This window comes from Rhizobium sp. YTU87027 (assembly GCF_050644135.1).
Lineage (GTDB): Bacteria > Pseudomonadota > Alphaproteobacteria > Rhizobiales > Rhizobiaceae > Rhizobium.
In genome coordinates this window covers 3,558,789-3,581,728 of the sequence record NZ_CP098440.1, presented here as the reverse complement: position 1 = coordinate 3,581,728, position 22,940 = coordinate 3,558,789, and the positions used below count along the sequence as shown (strand labels likewise).

The following is a 22,940-nucleotide window of genomic DNA, read 5'->3' as shown; positions in this document are numbered from 1 at the left end:
GATGAGTGATGTGATGCGCACGACCGCCCCGGACGCAATCAAGAGTAAATACGGGGCGGCGGCCGAGGGGCGTTTCAAACGCCTCTGGGCCGCCAATGCCCCCGGCTACCTCTTCCTTCTGCCGTGGCTGATCGGCTTCTTCGGGCTGACGCTCGGACCGGCCGTAATCTCGCTCTACCTTTCGTTCACGGATTTCGACATGATCCGCTCGGCCGAGTGGGTGGGAGCGGCAAACTATGTGCGCATCGCAACCGCCGATCCGAAATTTGCTGCGGCAATGAAGGTCACGCTGACTTATGTGGTCCTGTCGGTACCCTTCAAGCTGACCTTCGCGCTGCTGGTCGCGATGGCTCTCAACAAAGGCGTCCGCGGCCTGCCGCTCTACCGCGCGATCTTCTACCTGCCGTCACTGCTTGGCGGCAGCGTGGCGATCGCCGTCCTCTGGCGACAGCTCTTCGCCGGCGATGGCCTGGTCAATGCCGCGCTTGCCCATTTGGGTATCCAAGGTCCGAGCTGGATCTCGCATCCGAGCTATTCGATCTACACGCTGGTGGCGCTGAGCGTCTGGCAGTTCGGTTCGCCGATGATCATCTTCCTAGCCGGCCTGCGCCAGATTCCGACCGATATGTATGAGGCCGCCAGCCTCGACGGCGCATCCAAGTTCCGGCAGTTCTACAAGATCACGCTGCCGCTGCTGACGCCTGTTATCTTCTTTAACGCCGTTGTTCAGACGATCGATGCCTTCAAGGCTTTCACACCGGCCTTCATCATCTCCGGCGGCACCGGCGGACCGATCAACTCGACGCTGTTCTACACACTCTATCTCTATCAGGAGGCTTTCGGAAACTTCCGTATGGGCTACGCCTCGGCGCTCGCTTGGATTCTCGTGCTGATCATCGCGATCTTCACGGCGTTTTCCTTCCTGACCTCGCGTTACTGGGTGCACTACGATGACTAACGGAATCACATCAGCTGTTGCGGCACCACCTTCCGACATCACCAAACGAAGCCTTCCGGCGTCAATTGCGATCCATACGCTGCTGATCCTCGGCTCATTGCTGATGCTCTATCCGCTGCTGTGGATGGTCTCGGCCTCGGTCCGCCCGGAAAACGAGATCTTCTCCTCGACCTCGCTCATTCCGTCGTCGACCGATTTCTCGTCCTATGTGCGGGGCTGGACCGGGCTCGACATCACCTTCGGCCGGTTCTTCTGGAACTCGCTCGTTATCTCGGTGCTGACTGTCATCGGCAATGTCGTCGCCTGTTCGCTCGCAGCCTATGCCTTTGCACGCCTGCGTTTTGCCGGCCGGAACTTCTGGTTCGCAATCATGCTCGGCACGCTGATGATCCCGTATCACGTGACGCTCATTCCGCAGTATGTGCTGTTTCTCAATCTCGGCTGGGTAAATACGATCCTGCCGCTCGTGGTGCCGAAATTCCTGGCAAGCGATGCTTTCTTCATCTTCCTGATGGTGCAGTTCTTCCGCGGCATTCCGCGCGAGCTCGACGAAGCCGCGATGATGGACGGCTGCAGCGCCTGGCGCATCTATTGGAAGATCATGCTGCCATTGTCGCTCCCGGTGCTCGCGACCGCCGCGATCTTCTCCTTCATCTGGACCTGGGACGACTTCTTCGGCCCGCTGATCTACTTGAACGACATGAACACCTATACGATCCAGCTCGGTCTGCGCACCTTCGTCGACTCGACCAGCGCATCGGACTGGGGCGGCCTGTTCGCCATGTCAACGCTGACGCTGGTGCCGGTGTTCCTGTTCTTCCTGTTCTTCCAGCGGCTGCTGATCGAAGGCATCGCTACGACAGGCATGAAGCGCTGATGCAGTTACGGATATAGATCAATGAGTATCAAGAGAGTTGCGATCGTTGGCTGCGGCATCGGCCGTTCCCACATCGTCGAAGGCTACCTGCCGCATCCGGAAAAGTTCAAGGTCGTGGCGATCTGCGACCTCAACGAAGAGCGGCTGCGCGAGATCGGCGACGAGTTCGACATCGCCAAGCGCACGACCTCGTTTGCCGATGTGCTTGATGACGAGAGCGTCGACATCGTCGACATCTGCACGCCGCCCGGCATTCACCTGGAGCAGGTGGTGGCAGCGCTGGCAGCGGGCAAGCATGTCATCTGCGAGAAGCCGCTGACCGGCTCACTTTCCGGGGTCGACACGATCATGCAGGCGGAGAAGGCAGCCAAGGGAACGCTGATGCCGATCTTTCAGTATCGCTACGGCGACGGCATCGAGAAGGCGAAGCGGATCATCGAGGCCGGTATCGCAGGCAAGCCCTACATGGGCTCGGTGGAGACATTTTGGCTGCGCACGCCCGAATACTATTCCGTGCCGTGGCGCGGCAAATGGGCGACCGAGCTTGGCGGTGTGCTGGTAACCCATGCGCTGCACCTGCATGACATGCTGCTGCACCTGATGGGGCCGGTTTCGAAGGTCTTCGGCCGCGTCGCGACCCGGGTCAACGATATCGAGGTCGAGGACTGCGCTTCGGCAAGCCTTTTGATGCAAAACGGCGCCTTCGTGTCGCTCTCCTGCACACTCGGTTCGCAGGAGCAGATCAGCCGCCTGCGGCTGCATTTCGAGAACGTCACCTTCGAGAGCAACCACGAGCCCTATTCGCCGGGCAAGGATCCGTGGAAGATCATCGCCGCCAATGACGAGGTTCAGGCGCGCATCGACGCCGTCATCGGCGACTGGCAGCCGGTGGCGCCGCGTTTCACCACCCAGATGGAGCACTTTCACGCCTATCTCACCGGCAACAGGCCGCTGCCGGTGACGACAAGGGACGCGCGCCGCGCGCTGGAACTCGTCACCGCGATCTATCAATCGTCCGATACCGGCAGCGAAGTCATCCTGCCGATCGGATCGGACAGCCCGAAGTACGCCGATTGGCGTGCTCGCACGAAGTAACGGACCAGGGAGGATCCTGAGATCATGGCAACAAGCGTCGTTCTCCAGAAGGTCGAAAAGCGCTACGGCGCCCTTGATGTTATCCACGGCATCGACCTGAAGATCGATCCCGGCGAGTTCGCGGTCTTTGTCGGCCCCTCGGGCTGCGGCAAGTCCACGCTGCTGCGCATGATTGCGGGTCTGGAAGAGATCACCGGCGGTGCGCTTCTGCTCGACAACGAGCGGATGAACGAGGTGGCGCCGGCCAAGCGCGGCATCGCGATGGTGTTCCAGTCCTATGCGCTCTATCCGCACATGTCCGTTTACAAGAACCTTGCCTTCGGGCTTGAGACCGCCGGTTACAAGAAGGCCGAGATTCAGCCGAAGGTAAAGCGCGCCGCTGAAATCCTGCAGATCGAGAAGCTGCTGGAACGCAAGCCGAAGGCGCTCTCTGGCGGTCAGCGCCAACGCGTGGCGATCGGCCGCGCGATCGTGCGCGAGCCGCGCATCTTCCTCTTCGACGAGCCGCTCTCCAACCTCGACGCGGAACTGCGCGTGCAGATGCGCGTCGAGATCTCCCGCCTGCACCGCAGCCTCGGCAACACCATGATCTACGTCACCCACGACCAGGTGGAGGCCATGACCATGGCCGACAAGATCGTGGTGCTGAACTCCGGCCGCATCGAACAGGTCGGAGCGCCGCTCGACCTCTACAACAATCCCGCCAACCGCTTCGTGGCGGGCTTTATCGGCAGCCCGAAGATGAACTTCCTGCAGGCGCGCGTCGAGCAAGTCGGTGAGGCCGAGACGATCATCAACGTCTGCGGCAACGCCGTTCGCCTGCCGCGGCGGCTGAAGGCCGAAGCCGGCCAGACCATCACCTTCGGCATCCGTCCGGAACATCTTTCCGTACTCGAAAGTAGCGGCATCACGCTTGCGACTGTTAACATCGACCTCGTCGAGAATCTTGGCGGCGCCACCATGCTCTATGCGAAGACGCCGGACGGACAGCAGCTGACGATTGCGCTCGACGGACAGCAGAAGGTCGAACGCGGAACGAACGTGAAAGCGTCCTTCGACCCGGCGCGGTGTCACGTCTTCGACGCATCAGGCGCCGCCATCTAGCATGCTTGACAGCTGATCCCGCTCTGGCCATGATTTCAATAAGATAGGCCGCGAAGGGGAAAAGCGTGACGCCTGAAGATCGGATTCATGCGCTTGGCATCTGGCAGGGTCCGATCGAAATTGTGCCTATTACCGGCGGCATTACCAACCGGAACTATCTGGTGCGGGATCGCACGGTTCGACGGGTTGTCCGGCTGGGTGAAGATATTCCGGTCCACCATATCAGCCGGCAGAACGAGCTTGCCGCAAGCCAGGCTGCACATGCCGCAGGGCTTTCGCCCGAAGTCATTCATCACGCGCCGGGTGTGCTCGTCCTCGACTACATCGAGTCGGAGGCGCTCACGCCCGAGGACATTCGGCGCCCCGAGATGTTGGAGCGGGTCATCCCGCTGGTGCGGGCCTGCCACCATGACATCGCCCGTGAATTTCGCGGTGCGGCGGCGATCTTCTGGGTGTTCCATGTCATTCGCGATTACATCGCCAATCTGGAGGCCGCCAACAGTCGCTATTGCCAGCTTTTCCCGGATCTACTCGCCAAGGCCGAAAGGCTGGAGGTGGCGGGCGGCCCGTTCGAGATCGCCTTCGGGCACAACGACATGCTGGCCGCCAATTTCCTCGATGATGGCAAGCGGCTGTGGCTGATCGACTGGGATTATGCGGGGTTCAACACTCCGCTCTTCGATCTGGGCGGCCTTGCCTCCAACAGCGAGTTTTCCGAAGCGGCCGAGCGATCCATGCTCGAGGCCTACTACCGGATGCCGCTGAGTGCTGATCTCTGGCGGCGCTACCAGGCCATGAAATGCGCGTCGCTGCTGCGCGAGACATTATGGAGCATGGTCTCCGAAATCCACTCCACCATCGACTTCGACTACGCCGGCTATACGGCCGAGAACTTAGCGCGCTTCGAGCGCGCCTATGACGCTTTTGAACAGGATCGGTAATATGACGAAGGAATTGCCAAAGACCGCCAAGGCGGTCGTCATCGGCGGCGGGATCATCGGCTGCTCGACGGCCTACCATCTCGGCAAGCTCGGCTGGACGGACACCGTGCTGCTCGAGCGGAAGAAACTGACTTCGGGTACGACCTTCCATGCGGCCGGCCTCGTCGGCCAGTTGCGCACCAGCGCCAATATTACCCAGCTGCTCGGCTATTCCGTCGATCTCTACAAGAAGCTCGAGGCCGAAACGGGCCTTGGCACCGGCTGGAAGATGAATGGGGGCCTGCGCCTTGCCTGCAACGAGGAGCGCTGGACCGAGGTCAAGCGGCAGGCGACGACCGCGCAATCCTTCGGGCTCGACATGCAACTGCTGACGCCGCAGGAGGCCTTCGATCTCTGGCCGCTGATGACAATAGACGACCTCGTCGGTGCCGCCTACCTGCCGACCGATGGCCAGGCCAATCCGTCCGACATCACGCAGGCACTTGCGAAGGGCGCCCGCATGTCCGGCGTTTCGATCTTCGAGGATACCGAGGTTATCGACCTCGAGATCGACAAGGGCCGGATCCGCGCTGTCATTACCGAGCATGGGCGGATCGAGTGCGAACGCGTCGTCGTCTGCGCCGGGCAGTGGACGCGAGCCTTTGCCGCCCGCTTCGGCGTCAATGTGCCGCTCGTCTCCGTCGAGCACCAGTATATCATCACCGAGTCTTTTGGTGTTCCCTCGAACCTGCCGACGCTGCGCGATCCCGATCGGCTGACCTACTACAAGGAAGAGGTCGGCGGCATCGTTATGGGCGGCTATGAGCCGAACCCGATCCCATGGGCCAGGGGCGGTATTCCCGAGGGCTTCCACTACACGCTGCTCGACAGCAATTTCGAGCATTTCGAACAGATCATGGAACAGGCACTCGGCCGCGTCCCGGCGCTCGAAACCGTCGGCGTCAAACAGCTGCTGAACGGGCCGGAGAGCTTTACGCCAGATGGCAATTTCATTCTCGGCGAAGCGCCGGAGCTGAAGAACTTCTTTGTCGGCGCCGGCTTCAACGCCTTCGGCATCGCGTCCGGTGGAGGCGCCGGCATGGCGTTGGCCGAATGGGTTGCCAAGGGCGAACCGCCCTACGACCTCTGGCCGGTCGATATCCGCCGCTTCGGACGTCCGCACTTCGATACGGACTGGGTGCGCACCCGCACGCTGGAAGCCTACGGCAAGCACTACACGCTGGCCTTCCCCTTCGAGGAGTATTCCAGCGGTCGGCCGTGCCGCAAATCGCCGCTCTACGACCGTCTGAAGGCGCAGGGCGCCTGTTTCGGCGAAAAGCTTGGATGGGAGCGGCCGAACTGGTTTGCCGATCTCTTCGCCAACGAGGAGCCCAAGGATATCTACACCTACGGCCGCCAGAATTGGTTCGAGGCCGTCGGGCGCGAGCACAAGGCCGTGCGTGAAGCCGCCGTGATCTTCGATCAGACGTCTTTCGCCAAATTCGTGTTGAAGGGGCGCGATGCCGAGGCTGCGCTTTCGTGGATTGCCTCCAACGATGCGGCAAAACCGGTCGGCTCGCTCGTCTACACGCAGATGCTGAACGACAAGGGCGGTATCGAATGCGATCTCACCTGCGCGCGCGTGGCCGACGACGAGTATTACATCGTGACCGGCACCGGTTTCGCGACGCATGACTTCGATTGGATCGCACGCAATATTCCTGACGGGATGCACTCGGAGCTCGTCGACGTCACGTCCGCCTATTCCGTTCTTTCGCTGATGGGGCCGAATGCGCGCGCAGTGCTGGAGAAGGTGACAAACAGCGACGTTTCCAACGCCGCATTCCCGTTCGGCCGCATCAAGACCATCGGTATCGCCGCCTGCCCGGTTCGGGCGCTGCGCATCACCTATGTCGGGGAACTCGGCTACGAGCTGCATGTGCCGATCGAATACGCAACGACTGTTTATGACGCGCTGATGGCGGCGGGTGCTCCGCTGCAGCTCACCAACGCCGGCTATCGCGCCATCGAAAGCTGCCGCCTTGAGAAGGGCTATCGCGCCTGGGGTTCGGATATCGGTCCGGATCACACGCCCATCGAAGCCGGGCTTGGCTGGGCCGTGAAGACCAGGAAGAGCACGCCGTTTCGCGGCCGCGAGGCGATCGAACGGCAACTCGCCTCTGGCGTCAATAAGATGCTGGCCTGCTTCGTGCCTGATGATCCCGATGTCGTGCTGCTTGGCCGCGAGACGATCTACCGCGACGGCAAGCGCGTCGGCTGGCTCTCCAGCGGCGGCTTCGGCTACACGGTCGGCAAGCCGATCGGCTACGGCTATGTGCGCAACCCGGAAGGCGTAAGCGAAGACTTCGTTCTATCAGGCAGCTACGAACTCGACGTGGCGCGCGAACGCGTCCCCTGCCGGGTCTCGCTGAAGCCGTTGTACGATCCGGAGATGGCGCGGGTGAAGGCATAGGCACTGAGTCCCACTAGGCCGCCATTCATGTGCTTGTCACGGGAATCCAGCCACCGCGCGTCGGCGCGGTGAATGACCATAACCCGTGGAAAAGAATCTCCTGCGCCCAAGGATTTGGGCGCGCTGGATCCCTGTGGCAAGCACAGGGATGACGGCTGGGGGCGGGCAACCCGGCAAAAAACAGCTACCAGGGGGGATGCGAGGGTAGCGATCACCTGCCTGAAAAAATCGCCTGCGGCTATGACATCTGTCGCAGGCCCTTTCTCAAAACAGCGGGAGCTTGTTGTCCTGGATCAGGATTTCCAGCTTGTTCGCCACATCCTCCGTCCAGGCGATGTTGACGGTCAGCGCTGACGGGAAAAGGCCAGGTAGCCCGAACAGCGCTTTCGACACGGCGCCGCCGTTGCGCGGCACGTCGGCCAGCAATGCCGCAATTTCCGCCGCGCGGGGGTCGCGCAATTCGTAACGTTCGCCGTTCCTGTCAACGCCAAGGGCATAGCGCATCCACGCAGCCACCGCGATCGCGTAGGTCTCAGCCTTCGCGCCATGCGTCAAAGCCTCAGTCGCGGGCTCCAGAAGACGCTGCGGCAGTTTCTGCGTGCCGTCCATGGCGATCTGATAGGTGCGGTGGGCGATCGCCTTGTTTGCAAAGCGTGCGATCAACTCGTCCGCATAGGCCTCGAGATCGATGCCGGGCACGGGATCGAGCGTGGCGGCGGCCGCATTCATGTGACGGCGTGCCAGGCCTGCCAGGCCGGTATCATCCATGACGTCGCGGATAAATTCATAGCCGCCTATATACCCGAGATAGGCGAGCAGCGAATGCGCGCCATTGAGCATCCGCAACTTCATCTTTTCGTAAGCGGAGACCTCCTCGACCATCAAGGCTCCGGCCTTTTCCCATTCCGGGCGGCCGTTGGCGAAGTGATCCTCGATCACCCATTGCGTGAAAGGCTCGGTCTCGATCGCCGCCAGATCCTGCCTGCCAGTCAGCCTTTCGGCATCGCGATAGGTGGCATCCGTGCTTGCCGGCGTGATGCGATCGACCATGGTCGACGGGAACGGTACATTCTCCTCGATCCACTGCCTCAGTTCCGGATCGATGCGACCGGCAAACTCGAGCACGAGCCGCTTCAAGACGGCGCCGTTGCTTGGCAGGTTATCGCAGCTGAGCGGTGTGAACGGCGCGATGCCTTTGGCGCGGCGGCGCGCAAGACCTTCGATGAGATAGCCGATGACGCCGCGGGGCGCATGGCGGTTGGCGAGGTCGGCGGCAATGTCGGGGTGTTTCAGGTCGAGCCCGCCCGTCGCGGAATCGAAGCCATAAGCCTTCTCCGTTACCGTCAGGCTGACGATGCGGATAGCCGGATCCTCGAGTCTTGCAATTAGGTCGCCGGGATTGCGGGTCGCGACATGAGCGCGCAGGATCGGGCCGATGACATGCGCGGTCGTGCCAGACGTATCGCGCACGAGCATCGTGTAGAGCCCGTTCTGTTCGTTCAGGTGATCGGCGACGTCGGCCGTACGCAGGCTCGCGACCTCGATGCCCCAATCGCCACCCGCGACCGCAATCGCGGCATCGGTAAACGGCGCGAAGTGGGCGCGAAAGAACGCACCGGGACCGAGATGCAGGATGCCCGACTTAAGCGCCTTGCGATCATAGGCCGGAAGCTTGGCGGTCGGCGCCAGGCCGGAAAGGCTCGTCAGACGTTCGGTCACAGCTTGTATGCCTTCTTCGCGTTTCCGTAGGAGAGTTCGCCGGCGACGATCTCGGCTTCCTTGCGCGTCATGCGGTGTTCCGTCACGAACTGCGCCAGGAAGCGGCAGACCTCGCGGCGCCAGACATCGTGGCGGGCCGGTATCGACAGAAGAGCGCGCGTATCGTCGTTGAAGCCCGCCAGGTTGGCGAAGCCGGCCGTCTCAACCACCTGATCGAGATAGCGGCGAATGCCGTTCGGGCTGTCGTGGAACCACCAGGGCGGGCCGATCATCAGGCACGGCCAATGGCCGGCCATCGGCGCCAGCTCGCGCGCATAGGTCGTCTCGTCGAGGGTAAACAGGAGCACACGCAATCCCGGTGCATGGCCGTACTTTGACAGCATGGCCGAGAGGCCGCCGACCCAATCGGTCGGCGTCGGAATGTCCGCGCCCATATTTGGGCCGCGGGTCTGGAACAGTTCGCGATCGGTGTTGCGGCGCGAGCCGGCGTGGATCTGCATCGTCATGCCGTCTTCGGCCGAAAGCCCGGCCATTTCGGTCAGCATCTGGCCGCGGAAGAGTTCCGCCTCCTCGGCGCTCAGCGTGCCCTTGTGCACCTTGTCGAGCAGGCGCTGCTTGTCGGCCAGCGGCAGGTCCGCCGTAAAGGCCGTCTGCACGCCATGGTCGGTGGCGGTCGCGCCGAATTGGCGGAAATAGGCACGGCGCTTGCGGTGGGCATCGATCAGCCCATCCCACTTGGTCACGTCGCAATCGGTCAGTTCACCAAGCCGAACCAGGTTTTCGCGGAAGCTGACCGCATCCGGGTCGGTGATGCTATCCGGCCGATAGGTGGTGCGGACGCGGCCGATCCAGCCGTCTTCCGCCATCTTCTGGTGATGCACCAGCGGATCGAGCGCGCCTTCCGTCGTGGCAATCGTCTCGATGCCGAAACGCTTGTGCAGGGCGCGCGGGCGGAACTCCGGCAGCGCCAGCTGCGCATTGATATGGTCGTAGAGCGCATCTGCATTTTCAGGCGTCAGCGGCTCTTCGCAGCCGAGCACGGCCGACATTGCATGGTCGACCCAGAGGCTCGACGGCGTGCCACGGAAGAGATGGTACTGCGCGGCAAAGGCGCGCCAGATGTCGCGGCCCTTGGCGACCGGCTTGCCGTCGAGGCGCGGAACGCCGAGATCATCGAGCTTGACGCCGACGCTATGCAACATGCGGAAGAGATAGTGATCCGGAATGACGAGCAGCGAGGACGCGTCTTCGAACGGCTTGTCGTCGGCAAACCATGACGGCTCGGTATGCCCGTGCGGGCTTACGATCGGCAGCGCGCGAACCGTCTCGTAAAGGTCCCGCGCGATCGTGCGTGTTGCCGGATCGGCCGGAAAGAGCCGGTCCGGATGAAGAAAGCCGTTTCCAACATCCATGAGAATTCCTCCTGAGAGCTACCGGCCTACCCCACAAGACGGAACGCGGCAAGGGCTTTTAGTAACCAAACGGTTCGCTTTTGTGAATCGCTCCATTCGACCCTCGAAATGATTGACCGCGCGGACTATTTCCGCTTTTCAGATGCGGACGAAATTGGCCGCTTGCGGCAAGGAGGTTCCATGTCCGAAGAGACAAGCCGCGTGACGAAGCTCGAGGAAATCGTTGCCCACCAGGCAAAGACGATCGAAGAGCTATCCGACCAGCTGGCCGAACAATGGAAGGTCGTGGAGCAGACGCGCGCCAAGCTCGACAGGCTGACGGAGCGGTTTCTGTCGCTTGAGGAGCAATCGCTGGAGGCCCCGGCAATTACGCGGCCGCCGCACTACTAAGCAAAGCTCCCGCCCTTGTTATTGGCGGCCGGAATACCTATTACAGGGGCGTGAGGACGACCTCCCCCTCCATGGGCATCAACTCGGGACGACCCGAACATTCCCAATGGGGGTAATTATGCGGAAAACCGCAGACCGTGTCCGTCACGCCATCAGCTTCGAACTCATCGGATTAGCGCTCGTCACGCCGCTCGGGGCGCTGGCCTTCGGCATGCCCATGGCCGACATCGGCGTGATCGGCGTTGTCGGCGCGACGCTGGCGACGCTTTGGAACTACATCTATAATCTGGGATTCGACCACCTGATGCAGCGCCTGAGTGGCAGCACGCTGAAGAGTGTCGCAATCCGCGTGCTGCATGCCGTCATGTTCGAGGTCGGGTTGCTGCTGGCGCTATTGCCGATGATTGCCTGGTACCTCAGCATCAGTGTCGTTCAAGCGCTGATGATGGATGTATCCTTCGCGCTTTTCTACATGGTCTACGCCTTCGTCTTCAACTGGGCCTATGACCGGGTCTTCCCGCTGCCGGACTGGGGGCCGGCCGCACAAAGCTAAACCTTTTTGCAACCGAAAGAAAAAGGGACCACCGATACCGGCGATCCCTTTGCACTTTCGAGGCGTGAGCGATCTAGCACCTAGAGGTTGCCCATGCAGAGATATTTCATCTCGAGATAGTCGTCGGCGCCGTGACGCGATCCCTCGCGGCCAAGGCCGGATTGCTTGATGCCGCCGAACGGAGCCGTTTCCGCCGACATGAGGCCGGTGTTGATGCCGACCATGCCGTATTCCAGCGCCTCGGCGACGCGCCAGACCTTTTTCAGATCGCCGGCGAAGAAATAGGCGGCAAGACCGAACTCGGTGTCGTTGGCCTGCGCGATCACATCTTCCACAGTATCGAAACGGAAGAGCGGGGCGACCGGACCGAAGGTCTCTTCGCGCGCGACCGTCATCTCGCGGGTAACACCGGTGAGCACTGTTGGCGTGAAGAAGGTGCCGGCACCCTCGATGCGCTTGCCGCCCGTGACGATCCTCGCGCCCTTCGACACCGCATCCGCGACGTGGCTTTCCACCTTCGCCAGTCCCTGCTCATCGATCAACGGGCCGATCGTCACGCCAGCCTTGAAGCCGTCGCCGACGGACATTTCTCCCACCTTCGCGGCGAGCTTGGCGGCAAAGGCATCGTAGACGCCGGATTGCACGTAGAGGCGGTTGGCGCAGACACAGGTCTGACCGGCATTGCGATACTTCGACGCGAGAGCACCCTCGACCGCCGCATCCAGATCCGCATCGTCGAAGACGATGAAGGGCGCATTGCCGCCGAGTTCGAGGCTGATCTTCTTGATCTGATCGGCGCACTGGCGCATCAGGATGCGGCCAACCTCCGTCGAGCCGGTGAAGCTGATCTTGCGCACCTTGTCGTTGCCACAGAGTTCCTTGCCGATCGCCGGGCCGTCTTCGCCAACGATGACGTTAAAGACGCCGGCGGGAATACCAGCCTGCTCGGCAAGAACGGCAAGCGCCAGCGCCGACAGCGGCGTCTGTTCGGCCGGCTTGGAAACGACGGTGCAGCCAACGGCGAGCGCCGGAGCGATCTTGCGGGTGATCATCGCGGCCGGGAAATTCCAGGGCGTGATGGTGCCAACGACACCAACGGGCTGCTTGATGACGATCATGCGCTTGTCGTTCGAGGGCGCGGGGATCGTTTCGCCATAGATACGCTTGGCTTCCTCCGCATACCATTCGACATAGGCTGCGGCGTAAAGAATTTCGCCGCGAGCCTCCGCGAAGGGCTTGCCCATTTCGGCCGTCAGGATCGCCGCCAGCTCATCGGCATGGGCGACCATCAGGTCGAACCACTTGCGCAGGATCCCGGCGCGCTCCTTGGCAGGGCGCGCGGCCCAGGCCGGCTGCGCGGCATAAGCAGCATCGATCGCTTCTCGCGTTTCGGTGCCCCCCATGTCCGGTAGCGAGGCCAGCAGTTCGCCAGTCGCGGGATTGAGGACGTCAAAGGTCTTGGTCGCGCCGCCTTCCGTCCAGACGCCGTTGATGTAACCGGCGTCGCGCAGGAAAGGCGAAGAGAAGGGGACGTGTTTTGTCAGTGCAGTCGTGAATGCCATGTCATGTAACTCCAGGCAAAGGGGCTATCGCCTCACTTGCCGCTTGCTTCGAGGATCGAGGCTTCCAGAATGTCGAGTGCTTCGCCGAAGACATTGTCCTGAATGGTGATCGGCGCGAGGAAGCGAATGACGTTTCCATGGACGCCGCAGGTCAGAAGGATCAGGCCCTTCTCGAGCGCGATCAGGCGGACTTTGTTGGCAAATTCGGCGCTCGGCACGTTCGTCGTCTTGTCGTTGAACTCGACGGCGTTCATGAAGCCCGGGCCGCGGATGTCGACGATCTCGGGCGCCTTCTCGCGAAGCGATTCGAGGCGCTGCTTGAGCCGGCTGCCAAGCTGGTTGGCGCGGTCGCAGAGACCTTCGTCCTTGATGACATCAAGAACAGCATGGGCGGCCGCGATGCCGAGCGGATTGCCGCCATAGGTGCCGCCAAGACCGCCCGGTCCCGGCGCATCCATGATCTCTGCACGACCGGTGACGGCTGCGAGCGGGAAGCCGCCAGCAAGGCTCTTTGCCATGGTCATCAGGTCAGGGGCGACCTCATGGTGATCCATCGCGAACAGCTTTCCTGTGCGGGCAAAACCGGTCTGGACCTCATCGGCGATGAGCAGGATGCCGTGCTGGTCGCAGAGTTCGCGCAATGCCTTCATGAAGGAAACGGGCACCGAGTAGAAACCACCCTCGCCCTGGACCGGCTCGATGATGATGGCGGCGACGCGCTGCGGATCGACGTCGGCGGCAAACAGCTTCTTCAGCGCGGCGAGCGACTGATCCGGCGTCACACCATGGAGTTCGACCGGGAACGGAACGTGGAAGACATCGCCCGGCATTGCGCCGAAGCCGACCTTGTAGGGCACGACCTTGCCTGTCAGCGCCATTCCCATGAAGGTACGGCCATGGAAGCCGCCGCCGAAAGCGATGACGGCGGAACGACCGGTCGCAGCGCGAGCGATCTTCACGGCATTCTCAACGGCCTCGGCACCCGTCGTGACGAAGATCGTCTTCTTTTCGAAATTGCCCGGCGTCAGCGCATTCAGGCGCTCGGCGAGGTGCACGTAGTTCTCGTAGGGAACGACCTGGTGGCAGGTGTGGGTGAAGTGATCGAGCTGTTCCTTGACGGCAGCGATCACGCGCGGGTGGCGATGACCGGTGTTGAGAACGGCGATACCTGCCGCGAAGTCGATATAGCGGCGACCTTCCTTGTCCCAGATTTCAGCATTCTCTGCGCGGTCGGCATAGATCTGCGTGGTCATGCCAACGCCGCGCGAAATGGCAGCATTCTTCCGGTCTGTAAGAGTGGTCGCGGTCATCGGGGGGTTCCTGCGCTCTGGAATCAGTTGAAAACGATCTTGCATAACTTCTGCAAGATATGTACAAAACTCCTACATTTTTCCTGCAAGAAAGCAAGCGGCATTTTCCGCTTCAAACCGTGGTCGTTTTCGGCGATGGTCGACTCAAGAAAAGAAGGCCGGAGACGGCCTCAAGAAGACAAACGAACCGGGAATATTTGGCTTATGAACAATGGGACGCCCGTGCGCTACAAGGTAGCGGAGGCGGCAAAATCAGCGGGCGTTTCCGCATCCACCTTGCGTCTTTGGGAAAGCCAGGGGCTTGTCGTTCCGGACCGCTCGGACACCGGACACCGGCAATACAGCACCGAAGACGTCGCGCGAATAAAGAAGATAGCCTGGTATCGAACCGAGCGCGGCTTAAATCCAGCTGCCATTCGCGCGGCGTTGGAAAGCGAAGAGCCGTCGGAAAACTCGGATCCAGCGGACGCGTCGGATCTCGGACGGCGGCTGCGCAGCCTGCGCCATGGCGCGGGTAGGACGCTGGATCAGGTCGCGAGCGACATCGGCATTGCTGCCTCGACGCTGTCGACGCTCGAGCGCACGTCCCAGGGGGTGAGCTTCAAGACGCTCCACGACCTCGCCGAATATTACGGCACCACCGTTTCTCGCCTGTCGGGGGAGGAACGCGACGACGTGCCTACGGTCGTTCGTGCCGGCGCCTGGCGCACATGGCCGGAAACGACGCCCGGTGTCACCGTCCAGCTTCTGGCCGAAGGGCGCACGATGATGGATTGCCATCGTTTCGTGCTCGCGCCTGGCGCGGCAAGCGAAGGCGCCTATCGCCACGAAGGTGAGGAGTTTATGCACGTGCTCTCAGGGCGGCTGGAACTGGTGCTGGATTCCGATCAATTCTTCGACCTTGGGCCGGGCGATTCGCTCTACTTCGAGAGCCGCCGCTACCATTCCTGGCGCAACCGTCACGACGGCGAAACCATCGTCCTCTGGATCAATACGCCGCCGACATTCTGAGCCTTGGCGGTATCGTCTGCGGTGACTTTGCGCTATAGCGCCACAAGTGACAGTTTGAGTGAGAGACAAGATCGATGGCAGCCACCATACGTTACCATGAAGGTGATATTTCCGCGGCGGATGCCGCGCGCTACACCGGAGCCATTGCCATCGATACCGAAACGCTCGGCCTCGTGCCGCGCCGCGACCGGCTATGCCTTGTGCAACTCTCGCCGGGCGACGGTTCGGCTGATGTAATCCGCATCACTGCCGGCCAGAAGGACGCACCGAACCTGGTTGCGATGCTGGCGGATCCTTCCCGCCAAAAGATCTTCCACTACGGCCGTTTCGACATCGCCGTTCTGTTCCACACGTTCGGCGTTACCGCCCAGCCGGTCTTCTGCACGAAGATCGCCTCGCGCCTTTGCCGCACCTATACCGACCGGCACGGCCTCAAGGATAATCTCAAGGAAATGCTTGAGGTCGACATTTCCAAGGCGCAGCAGTCTTCCGACTGGGCGGCAGCAACTCTGTCGCAAGCCCAGCTGGAGTACGCCGCGTCCGACGTCCTCTACCTGCATGCGTTGCGTGACAAGCTGACTGAACGGCTGGTGCGCGATGGCCGCATGGATCACGCCAATGCCTGCTTCCAATTCCTTCCGACACGCGCCAAGCTCGACCTGCTCGGCTGGGAAGAAGCCGACATCTTCGCGCATAGCTGAAACATTTCTGGATTTTGCACAGATAGGACCGCGTGCGGCCCAACCTCGCACCGGCCATTAGCGATTCGTTAACCGCCGCGTCGTTAAATTCTTTACCAATTTTTATGCATTCGACGGCGCGATGGAGCGTCACGTCGCGCAGGAAGGACTGCCGGGGAATGCGACGGGCCGGATGAGCGCGGCCTTCTTGTAACCTGCTTTCATCGCACTTTACGAAAGAAGGAGCATGACATGTTGACTCCGGTTCGTGCAGCGTCAAATGCAAGTTTATCTTCCCAGGGGCAGACGGTGGCTGTCAGCACTGACGGCCTCGTGCGCGCTGCCGGCACAGTTGCTCCGGTCCACCAGATCCAGGGCGCGGATCTTAATTCCTCCGTTGCCGGCAAGCTCAACATCCTGCTGCTGGCCGTGCGTGCACGCATGGTCGACGCCCTTCTTGATGTGCTCAATGCGACCAGCGAGGCGCTTTCAATCCCGCGGGAGGAAGATGAAACCGATCTCGCCTTTGCCTCCCGCCTGGCGGCCGCGATTCAGAAATTGCCGCCGGCGAAAATCGAACAGGTAGAGCGTCACCTTGCAATGCAAGGCCATGCAGTTCCGCTTCGCCTGCTGGCCGAGGCGCTGCGGAACCCGGCCGGACCGGAAGCCGCCCGCATCGCCACCTATCTCGAAACCATTCGCTACAAGGATCGCGATCTTGCGGCCCGCGCCGTCGTTCGCTCCTACGGCCAGAACGATGCCGCGCCGCTGCGCCAGGAGCAGCGCGAAGTCAGCATCCATCGGGACAATCTCGCTGGAACAGCACGGACTCCCGTTATGGCGAAGCAAGAGCCGGAAGCTCCGCGACCGCAGACGGCACTCGTTGCCGCCGCGTATCTCAATGCGGACGGCGAACCCGTCCAACTCATCAAAGGATCTGTCTCCACCGACAAGCTGATCGCCGAAACGGCTGTCGAGGCGAGCGGCGAAGAAGCGTTCCCCGAGCGCGGCGAAGTCTTGCTGGAGAGCGTGGCGTCCGAGGAAAAGGTCGAGGCGGCCCACGAAACCATGCACGCGGACACGCATGGGACAGCATCCAAGGGCGATCCCATTATTCCGAGGAGTTGGGCGGCGATACCTGCATCCCTGTCGGACGACACAACGAAACTGATCGTGACAATTATTCAGGACCAGGAAACGGAAGCACTGCTCGAGGCAGCCGACCCGGATCCGGCAGTCGAAATCGACATCATCCTCGATGAGACGATCCTGACCGATCTACCGGAGGAGTTGACTGCACTGCCTGATCGCGTGCTGCCCCTGCCGGAAGGCATGGCACGCCAGTCACCGCTCGTGGCAGAACAGCCGGCAGGCGAAGCAGCTATCGCAACCGCGAAGAAACATCAGGCTCCGGAAGTCCAGGGCCCCCTGATCGTGCAGCAGGCCATCGACGAAACCTATGTGCCGGTGCTGATGAAGATTGTCGAGGGCGTACCCTACGCGATGCAGCCCTACGAATTCTCAAAGGACGAGGCTGACGATAGCGGCGCCCGCGAGATGTACCGCGAAGACCACAATGGCGGCGAGCCGTCGGAGCAAGATGCGGAGCAGCACGGCGAACCGTCGGAGGAGGAAGGAACGGGTGTCGCCACCGACGACGAAGTCGCAGAGGCTCTGACCTCCCGGGAAAGTCAGATCAAGGCGGGGACACCGCCTCACCGACCGGCGCCGCCGCTGCCGATGGCTGCAAATGCGGACGAGGCCTATATGCTCTACCGGCGCAAGGTCGACTGGGAATAGCCCGCCACACTTGCATGGACAGCACAAATGCAAAGAACCCGCCGGATCACTCCGGCGGGTTCTTTTAGTCTTCAAGCCTGAGGCTGACGATTATTCGCCGCCGCGGTTCTTCAGAGCCGCGCCGAGGATGTCGCCGAGCGAAGCGCCGCTGTCGGACGAACCGAACTGAGCAACAGCTTCCTTCTCTTCCGCGATTTCCAGAGCCTTGATGGACAGCATGATCTTGCGGTCCTTCTTGGAGAAGTTGGTGACGCGGGCGTCAACAACCTGGCCAACCGAGAAGCGTTCCGGACGCTGCTCGTCGCGGTCGCGCGACAGGTCTGCACGGCGGATGAACGAGGTGATGTCTTCGTGGTCGACGAGCTTCACTTCGATGCCGCCGTCGTTGACTGCGATAACTTCGCAGGAAACGACTGCATTCTTGCGCAGCTCGCCCGAAGCTGCTGCTTCGCCGACAGCGTCCTTGCCGAGCTGCTTGATGCCGAGCGAGATGCGCTCCTTTTCGACGTCTACATCGAGAACGACAGCCTTAACGACATCGCCCTTGTTGTATTCTTCGATGACCTGTTCGCCCGGACGGTTCCAGTCGAGGTCAGAGAGGTGCACCATGCCGTCAACATCGCCGTCGAGGCCAATGAACAGGCCGAATTCGGTCTTGTTCTTGACTTCGCCTTCGACTTCAGTGCCAGCCGGATGGTTGCGAGCGAATGCCGCCCACGGATTTTCCAGGGTCTGCTTGAGGCCGAGCGAAATACGACGCTTGGACGGATCGACTTCGAGAACGACGACTTCGACTTCCTGGCTCGTGGACAGGATCTTGCCGGGGTGTACGTTCTTCTTGGTCCAGGACATTTCCGAGATATGGATCAGGCCTTCGATGCCCGGCTCCAGCTCGACGAACGCACCGTAGTCGGTGATGTTCGTGACGGTACCGGAGATCTTCTTGCCTTCCGGATACTTGGCCTGGATGCCATCCCACGGATCCGACTCGAGCTGCTTCATGCCGAGCGAGATGCGGTGGGTTTCCTGGTTGATGCGGATGATCTGAACCTTGACCTGCTGGCCAATGGACAGGATTTCCGACGGATGGTTCACACGGCGCCATGCCATGTCGGTGACGTGCAGCAGGCCGTCGATGCCGCCGAGGTCAACGAACGCACCGTAGTCGGTGATGTTCTTGACGACGCCGTCAACAACCTGGCCTTCTTCGAGGTTCTGAACGATTTCAGAACGCTGCTCGGCACGGGATTCTTCCAGAACCGTACGACGCGATACGACGATGTTGCCGCGGCGCTTGTCCATCTTGAGGATTTCGAAGGGCTGCGGGTTGTGCATCAGCGGGGTAACGTCGCGGATCGGACGGATGTCGACCTGCGAACGTGGCAGGAAGGCGATCGCGCCGTCGAGGTCAACCGTGAAGCCGCCCTTGACCTGGTTGAAGATGACGCCTTCAACGCGCTCACCAGCTTCGAACTTGGCTTCGAGCTTGATCCAGCTTTCTTCGCGGCGAGCCTTCTCGCGCGACAGAACTGCTTCGCCGAGAGCGTTTTCGATGCGCTCAACGTAAACTTCGACTTCGTCGCCGACCTTGAGCGAGCCGTCCTTGGCCTTGGCGCCGAATTCCTTGAGTAGGATGCGACCTTCGACCTTGAGGCCGACGTCGACAACGGCAGAGTCCTTCTCGATTGCCGTTACGATGCCCTTGGTGACATAGCCTTCAGCCAGGTCGTGCTTGGCAAAGGACTCTTCGAGAAGGGCCGCGAAATCTTCGCGAGAGGGAGTAGCTACTGACATGTAATCTCCTGCATATCCGAATCCGGATACGTATGCGCCGGTTGGTTCGTGTTGAACGGGCCTGAACCCAGTCCGCTTCCTATCGGAAAGCAATCCGGCGCTTGGACGGAATTTCAGGCTTAGTCTTCGGAAGCGACCCAGGCAAAGCTTGGGCAAATCGCTCGAATTAGGTATTTCGGCTCAAAGCTGCATCGATGATCGATTTCGCAGCTTGAAACGCGGCCTCTATACTCATTTCCGACGTATCAAGCAAGTGCGCGTCTTCGGCTGGTTTCAAAGGGCTGTCGGCCCGTCCCATGTCGCGTTCGTCGCGGCGCTTGACGTCGTCGAAAATGGCATCGAAATCGGCAATTCCTCCCTTGCCTGTTATTTCGTCGTAGCGGCGCTTGGCCCGAACCTCGGGACTTGCCGTTACATAAAGCTTCACCGGCGCAGCCGGGCAGACGACGGTGCCGATATCGCGGCCGTCGAGCACCGTTCCCGGCGCCTTTTCCGAAAACCGCCGCTGCGCCTCCACCAGTGCACGCCGCACAGCGGGCATAACCGCGATCTTCGAGGCCGCCTCGCCGATCTCGTGTTTCGAGAGTATATCGCGATCGAGACCGGCCAATTCAACCTCGCGAGCCATCTTTTCCGCCACCGCCTCATCGTCGAGCGTCAGGCCAGCGTCGAGCAAGGCCTTTGCGGTGGCGCGATAAGTGAGGCCCGTGTCGAGATGATGAAATCCGTAGGTCTCCGCGATGCGGCGCGAAAGTGTTCCCTTGCCGGCGGCCGCCGGTCCATCGATGGCAATGGTAAAGTGTCTTGAGGTCATCTGTCCGTTCATTTTTCCGCCAGTCCGCCGTAGTGGCGGACGAGATCGACCATATCCGCCTGCCCGGCGTCTTCGCCGAGGCCAGCAGCAACGCCCTCGCGATCGGCAACCGGTCGGTTCTGGCTTACCTTCCACTTGCCTTCGATCGCGGCAATCTCGATTTCGACGCCGATGATGCCCTTCATCTGCGCGCGGATGAAATCATCCGGCGCATCGCCGACTGCCCAGGGGCTAGCGCGCGGCCCTTCCTGTTGCGTGGTGATCGCGTTGATCTGCCGAAGCAACCAGTCGGCATCATCGATGACACGTGCCTTGCCCCTCACCTGCACGATCGCATAGTTCCAGGTCGGCACGACTTTGCCGGTCTCCTGCTTCGTCTGGTACCAGGATGGCGTGATGTAGGCATCGGCGCCCTGGAAGACGGCCAGCACGTCGGCGCCGGCCTCGATATCGCGCCACTGCGGATTGGCCTTGGCGAGGTGAAGGCGCAGCGTACCCTTCTGGGAGGCCGCGGCATCCAGATGGAAAGGAATCGAATTCGCCATCAGGCCTGAGGCACCCGCAGTGATCAGCATGCCGAGCGGATAGGCCCGGATCAAAGCGTGCTGGACGCTTAAGTTTTCCTCACGAAAATGCGGCGGCTGGTACATTGTCTCGCACCCATTCCGGCAGCCGGCGAGATGCCGATCTGCCCTGCAAATGAACAATCGCCGGCTCAGTACCACAAACGGCGGCGCCGGTCATCCGTCGCGCATGAGCGATGCGTGAAGTTTGGCTTTGACATGCCGTGCTGCAACGATTATGGGGACCGGCTTATAAATTCCGAATAGAACGCCGGTTTTCACGGCATTTGCCGAATCTTGATTCGGCCATTCTCACGAGGCTTACAGTGGCGAAAGCTGAACTTGGAACGAAGCGTACCGATCCGGAAACCGGCAAGAAGTTCTACGACCTGAACCGGGATCCGATTGTTTCTCCTTATACAGGCAAGTCCTATCCCCTCTCCTTCTTTGAGGAAACCTCCGCTGCCGCAGCGGCTGAAGCCCAGGATGAAGAGGAAGTGGCGGAAGTCGATACCGAAAACACGGAAGTCGAAATGGTTTCGCTCGAGGACGCCGATGAAGGCGCATCCGGCGACGACATTCCTGATATGGGCGACGACGACGTCGAAATCGAAGGCGACGACGACGACACCTTCCTGGAAGCCGACGAAGACGATGATGATGACGACATGAGCGACATCATCGGCGTCACCGGCGACGAAGACGAAGTCTGATCGGATTAAGTCTCGGCCCGGACGAGAAAATTTCGCCGGGCCGATTTTTTTGGCTTGCTATCTCCAAAAACCGGAAGTAATAAGCCGCCACTCCGCGAGGCAAGCCTTCGCGAAGCATCCCAGGACCGGCTCGCCGGACCGCCTTGATGGGGCTATAGCTCAGCTGGGAGAGCGCTTGCATGGCATGCAAGAGGTCAGCGGTTCGATCCCGCTTAGCTCCACCAAATTTTCCGAAGATATAGTGCTTTCTTGTTGCATCGAAACATTTGTGTCTTAGCGCCCGCCTGGCCGGATTTGGGCGATATCGACCGTCACGATCAACTGAAGAGTCGTCTGCCAGGGCGCTTCGCTTGCCGATGCTTTGCCAATTTTTTAGCAACAGCGGCTATGTGTGTCGACGCCGGCTTATCCGGCGGACTGGAGCCTTGGTTTAATGACACGAGAAAGACGGCGGCGGCTTATCCATACGCGCAGAACGGCAACGGGCCTGACGCTTGCCGGCGCGATCTCCTTTCTGGCCGGGATGACCGATGCGACTGGCCTTTCACTGACAGGGGACTTCGTCTCGTTCATGACGGGCAACACGACACGTGCAGCCCTGTCGCTCGGAGAGGGCAACCTGCGGCATGCAGCCATTCTTCTCTCGGCGATCATGGTCTTCGTGCTTGGCAACGCCGTCGGCATCGTGATCGCGCATTTCTCGGACCGGCGCACCTTCGCCGTACTGTCATGCGTCAGCATCGCGCTGGCAACCGCCTCGCTTATGATGGGCGAGAGTGCGGAAATGCCGCGCTTCTATCTCATCGTCGCCTCGATGGGGATGGTGAACGCGGCGGTCGAGCAGATCGAAGGGCTGCCGATCGGGCTGACCTATGTCACAGGGGCACTTTCACGTTTCGGACGCGGTCTTGGACGCTGGATCATCGGCGACAGGCGAATGGACTGGACCATCCAGATCGTGCCTTGGGCCGGCATGCTGGCTGGGGCCATCGTTGGGGCGCTGCTGACACAGATCGCCGGGGCGGCGGCGCTGTGGCTGATTGCCGTTTTTGCGATGCTGGTTGCGCTCGCCACCCTCTTGATTCCCAGACGCACCCAAAGCCGGTTTAACGCCGCGCCACGTTCGCCAGTGCATAAGAAGTCACGGTCACAATAGAGCCCCACCGAATCAGATAACGGGTGCGCGGAAAAC

At 61.2% G+C, this 22,940-nt stretch carries 20 protein-coding genes and 1 tRNA gene; 14 read left to right on the top strand and 7 right to left on the bottom strand.

Translation table 11 applies throughout. From position 1 onward, the window contains the following. The first annotated feature begins 1 nt into the window (after window position 1). The 6 genes from NBG89_RS17680 (at window position 2) to NBG89_RS17655 (ending at window position 7,427) form a co-directional block, all read left to right on the top strand. Window positions 2-958 (top strand): carbohydrate ABC transporter permease, encoded by a 957-nt coding sequence (locus NBG89_RS17680; protein ID WP_431321001.1) that lies wholly within the window; start codon window positions 2-4, stop codon window positions 956-958. Continuing rightward, entirely contained in the window at window positions 951-1,835 is an 885-nt protein-coding gene (locus tag NBG89_RS17675) for a carbohydrate ABC transporter permease (RefSeq protein WP_431321000.1), read from the top strand. The genes NBG89_RS17680 and NBG89_RS17675 overlap by 8 nt, the downstream gene beginning before the upstream one ends. 21 nt (window positions 1,836-1,856) lie before the next feature. Next, on the top strand, window positions 1,857-2,930 hold the full coding sequence (locus tag NBG89_RS17670) for a Gfo/Idh/MocA family protein (protein WP_431320999.1): 1,074 nt from the start codon (window positions 1,857-1,859) through the stop codon (window positions 2,928-2,930). A gap of 24 nt (window positions 2,931-2,954) precedes the next feature. Continuing rightward, entirely contained in the window at window positions 2,955-4,034 is a 1,080-nt protein-coding gene (locus NBG89_RS17665; protein ID WP_431320998.1) for an ABC transporter ATP-binding protein, read from the top strand. 65 nt (window positions 4,035-4,099) lie between these two features. Continuing rightward, a complete protein-coding gene (locus NBG89_RS17660; protein WP_431320997.1) occupies window positions 4,100-4,975 on the top strand; it encodes a phosphotransferase in 876 nt (291 codons plus the stop codon). A gap of 1 nt (window position 4,976) precedes the next feature. Continuing rightward, the gene (locus tag NBG89_RS17655) at window positions 4,977-7,427 is read left to right on the top strand and encodes a GcvT family protein (protein WP_431320996.1); all 2,451 of its coding nucleotides are present in this window, start codon (window positions 4,977-4,979) and stop codon (window positions 7,425-7,427) included. Between the two features lie 264 nt (window positions 7,428-7,691). On the opposite strand, the gene NBG89_RS17650 is transcribed toward NBG89_RS17655, so the two are convergent. Both NBG89_RS17650 and uxaC read right to left on the bottom strand, forming a co-directional pair. Then, window positions 7,692-9,146, bottom strand: a complete 1,455-nt coding sequence (locus NBG89_RS17650) for a mannitol dehydrogenase family protein (protein WP_431320995.1) — start codon at window positions 9,144-9,146, stop codon at window positions 7,692-7,694. Continuing rightward, window positions 9,143-10,558: a glucuronate isomerase gene (gene uxaC, locus NBG89_RS17645; protein ID WP_431320994.1), complete on the bottom strand. Its 1,416-nt coding sequence runs from the start codon at window positions 10,556-10,558 to the stop codon at window positions 9,143-9,145. The genes NBG89_RS17650 and uxaC overlap by 4 nt, the downstream gene beginning before the upstream one ends. A gap of 180 nt (window positions 10,559-10,738) precedes the next feature. On the opposite strand from uxaC, the gene NBG89_RS17640 reads away from it, so the two are divergent. Together NBG89_RS17640 and NBG89_RS17635 are read left to right on the top strand one after the other, a co-directional pair. Further along, window positions 10,739-10,948, top strand: a complete 210-nt coding sequence (locus tag NBG89_RS17640) for a SlyX family protein (protein WP_088704158.1) — start codon at window positions 10,739-10,741, stop codon at window positions 10,946-10,948. A 118-nt stretch (window positions 10,949-11,066) separates the two neighbouring features. Continuing rightward, window positions 11,067-11,501: a PACE efflux transporter gene (locus NBG89_RS17635; protein WP_431320993.1), complete on the top strand. Its 435-nt coding sequence runs from the start codon at window positions 11,067-11,069 to the stop codon at window positions 11,499-11,501. Window positions 11,502-11,581: 80 nt separating this feature from the next. Here NBG89_RS17635 and NBG89_RS17630 read toward each other — a convergent pair whose 3' ends face one another. Both NBG89_RS17630 and NBG89_RS17625 read right to left on the bottom strand, forming a co-directional pair. Then, window positions 11,582-13,063: an NAD-dependent succinate-semialdehyde dehydrogenase gene (locus tag NBG89_RS17630; protein WP_431320992.1), complete on the bottom strand. Its 1,482-nt coding sequence runs from the start codon at window positions 13,061-13,063 to the stop codon at window positions 11,582-11,584. Between the two features lie 32 nt (window positions 13,064-13,095). Continuing rightward, on the bottom strand, window positions 13,096-14,373 hold the full coding sequence (locus NBG89_RS17625) for a 4-aminobutyrate--2-oxoglutarate transaminase (RefSeq protein WP_431320991.1): 1,278 nt from the start codon (window positions 14,371-14,373) through the stop codon (window positions 13,096-13,098). Window positions 14,374-14,577: 204 nt separating this feature from the next. On the opposite strand from NBG89_RS17625, the gene NBG89_RS17620 reads away from it, so the two are divergent. The 3 genes from NBG89_RS17620 to NBG89_RS17610 all read left to right on the top strand — a co-directional run bounded on the left by NBG89_RS17620 (window position 14,578) and on the right by NBG89_RS17610 (window position 17,864). Then, window positions 14,578-15,384 (top strand): MerR family transcriptional regulator, encoded by an 807-nt coding sequence (locus NBG89_RS17620; protein WP_431320990.1) that lies wholly within the window; start codon window positions 14,578-14,580, stop codon window positions 15,382-15,384. A 74-nt stretch (window positions 15,385-15,458) separates the two neighbouring features. Beyond that, a complete protein-coding gene (locus NBG89_RS17615) occupies window positions 15,459-16,085 on the top strand; it encodes a ribonuclease D (RefSeq protein ID WP_431320989.1) in 627 nt (208 codons plus the stop codon). 288 nt (window positions 16,086-16,373) lie between these two features. Next, window positions 16,374-17,864: a hypothetical protein gene (locus NBG89_RS17610; RefSeq protein ID WP_431320988.1), complete on the top strand. Its 1,491-nt coding sequence runs from the start codon at window positions 16,374-16,376 to the stop codon at window positions 17,862-17,864. 90 nt (window positions 17,865-17,954) lie between these two features. Here NBG89_RS17610 and rpsA read toward each other — a convergent pair whose 3' ends face one another. The 3 genes from rpsA to NBG89_RS17595 all read right to left on the bottom strand — a co-directional run bounded on the left by rpsA (window position 17,955) and on the right by NBG89_RS17595 (window position 21,122). Then, window positions 17,955-19,658, bottom strand: coding sequence for a 30S ribosomal protein S1 (gene rpsA, locus NBG89_RS17605; RefSeq protein WP_431320987.1), 1,704 nt, complete (start codon window positions 19,656-19,658; stop codon window positions 17,955-17,957). A gap of 166 nt (window positions 19,659-19,824) precedes the next feature. Continuing rightward, the gene (gene cmk, locus NBG89_RS17600; protein ID WP_431320986.1) at window positions 19,825-20,472 is read right to left on the bottom strand and encodes a (d)CMP kinase; all 648 of its coding nucleotides are present in this window, start codon (window positions 20,470-20,472) and stop codon (window positions 19,825-19,827) included. 8 nt (window positions 20,473-20,480) lie between these two features. Next, window positions 20,481-21,122, bottom strand: a complete 642-nt coding sequence (locus NBG89_RS17595) for an FMN-binding negative transcriptional regulator (protein ID WP_431320985.1) — start codon at window positions 21,120-21,122, stop codon at window positions 20,481-20,483. A gap of 239 nt (window positions 21,123-21,361) precedes the next feature. Here NBG89_RS17595 and NBG89_RS17590 point away from each other — a divergent pair, with 239 nt between their 5' ends. The 3 genes from NBG89_RS17590 to NBG89_RS17580 all read left to right on the top strand — a co-directional run bounded on the left by NBG89_RS17590 (window position 21,362) and on the right by NBG89_RS17580 (window position 22,904). Further along, the gene (locus tag NBG89_RS17590; protein WP_007528983.1) at window positions 21,362-21,748 is read left to right on the top strand and encodes a TIGR02300 family protein; all 387 of its coding nucleotides are present in this window, start codon (window positions 21,362-21,364) and stop codon (window positions 21,746-21,748) included. Between the two features lie 148 nt (window positions 21,749-21,896). Beyond that, window positions 21,897-21,972, top strand: a tRNA-Ala gene (locus NBG89_RS17585). 209 nt (window positions 21,973-22,181) lie between these two features. Then, window positions 22,182-22,904, top strand: coding sequence for a YoaK family protein (locus NBG89_RS17580; RefSeq protein WP_431320984.1), 723 nt, complete (start codon window positions 22,182-22,184; stop codon window positions 22,902-22,904). Window positions 22,905-22,940: the final 36 nt, after the last annotated feature.

Excerpts from the sequence above, each read along its gene's own strand:
- cmk (WP_431320986.1), bottom strand. The coding sequence starts at position 20,472 with ATGACCTCAAGACACTTTACCATTGCCATCGATGGACCGGCGGCCGCC.
- NBG89_RS17635 (WP_431320993.1), top strand. The coding sequence starts at position 11,067 with ATGCGGAAAACCGCAGACCGTGTCCGTCACGCCATCAGCTTCGAACTC.
- NBG89_RS17670 (WP_431320999.1), top strand. The coding sequence starts at position 1,857 with ATGAGTATCAAGAGAGTTGCGATCGTTGGCTGCGGCATCGGCCGTTCC.
- NBG89_RS17665 (WP_431320998.1), top strand. The coding sequence starts at position 2,955 with ATGGCAACAAGCGTCGTTCTCCAGAAGGTCGAAAAGCGCTACGGCGCC.
- NBG89_RS17640 (WP_088704158.1), top strand. The coding sequence starts at position 10,739 with ATGTCCGAAGAGACAAGCCGCGTGACGAAGCTCGAGGAAATCGTTGCC.
- NBG89_RS17675 (WP_431321000.1), top strand. The coding sequence starts at position 951 with ATGACTAACGGAATCACATCAGCTGTTGCGGCACCACCTTCCGACATC.
- NBG89_RS17680 (WP_431321001.1), top strand. The coding sequence starts at position 2 with ATGAGTGATGTGATGCGCACGACCGCCCCGGACGCAATCAAGAGTAAA.
- NBG89_RS17630 (WP_431320992.1), bottom strand. The coding sequence starts at position 13,063 with ATGGCATTCACGACTGCACTGACAAAACACGTCCCCTTCTCTTCGCCT.
- rpsA (WP_431320987.1), bottom strand. The coding sequence starts at position 19,658 with ATGTCAGTAGCTACTCCCTCTCGCGAAGATTTCGCGGCCCTTCTCGAA.
- NBG89_RS17595 (WP_431320985.1), bottom strand. The coding sequence starts at position 21,122 with ATGTACCAGCCGCCGCATTTTCGTGAGGAAAACTTAAGCGTCCAGCAC.
- NBG89_RS17615 (WP_431320989.1), top strand. The coding sequence starts at position 15,459 with ATGGCAGCCACCATACGTTACCATGAAGGTGATATTTCCGCGGCGGAT.
- NBG89_RS17580 (WP_431320984.1), top strand. The coding sequence starts at position 22,182 with ATGACACGAGAAAGACGGCGGCGGCTTATCCATACGCGCAGAACGGCA.
- NBG89_RS17655 (WP_431320996.1), top strand. The coding sequence starts at position 4,977 with ATGACGAAGGAATTGCCAAAGACCGCCAAGGCGGTCGTCATCGGCGGC.
- NBG89_RS17625 (WP_431320991.1), bottom strand. The coding sequence starts at position 14,373 with ATGACCGCGACCACTCTTACAGACCGGAAGAATGCTGCCATTTCGCGC.
- uxaC (WP_431320994.1), bottom strand. The coding sequence starts at position 10,558 with ATGGATGTTGGAAACGGCTTTCTTCATCCGGACCGGCTCTTTCCGGCC.
- NBG89_RS17620 (WP_431320990.1), top strand. The coding sequence starts at position 14,578 with ATGAACAATGGGACGCCCGTGCGCTACAAGGTAGCGGAGGCGGCAAAA.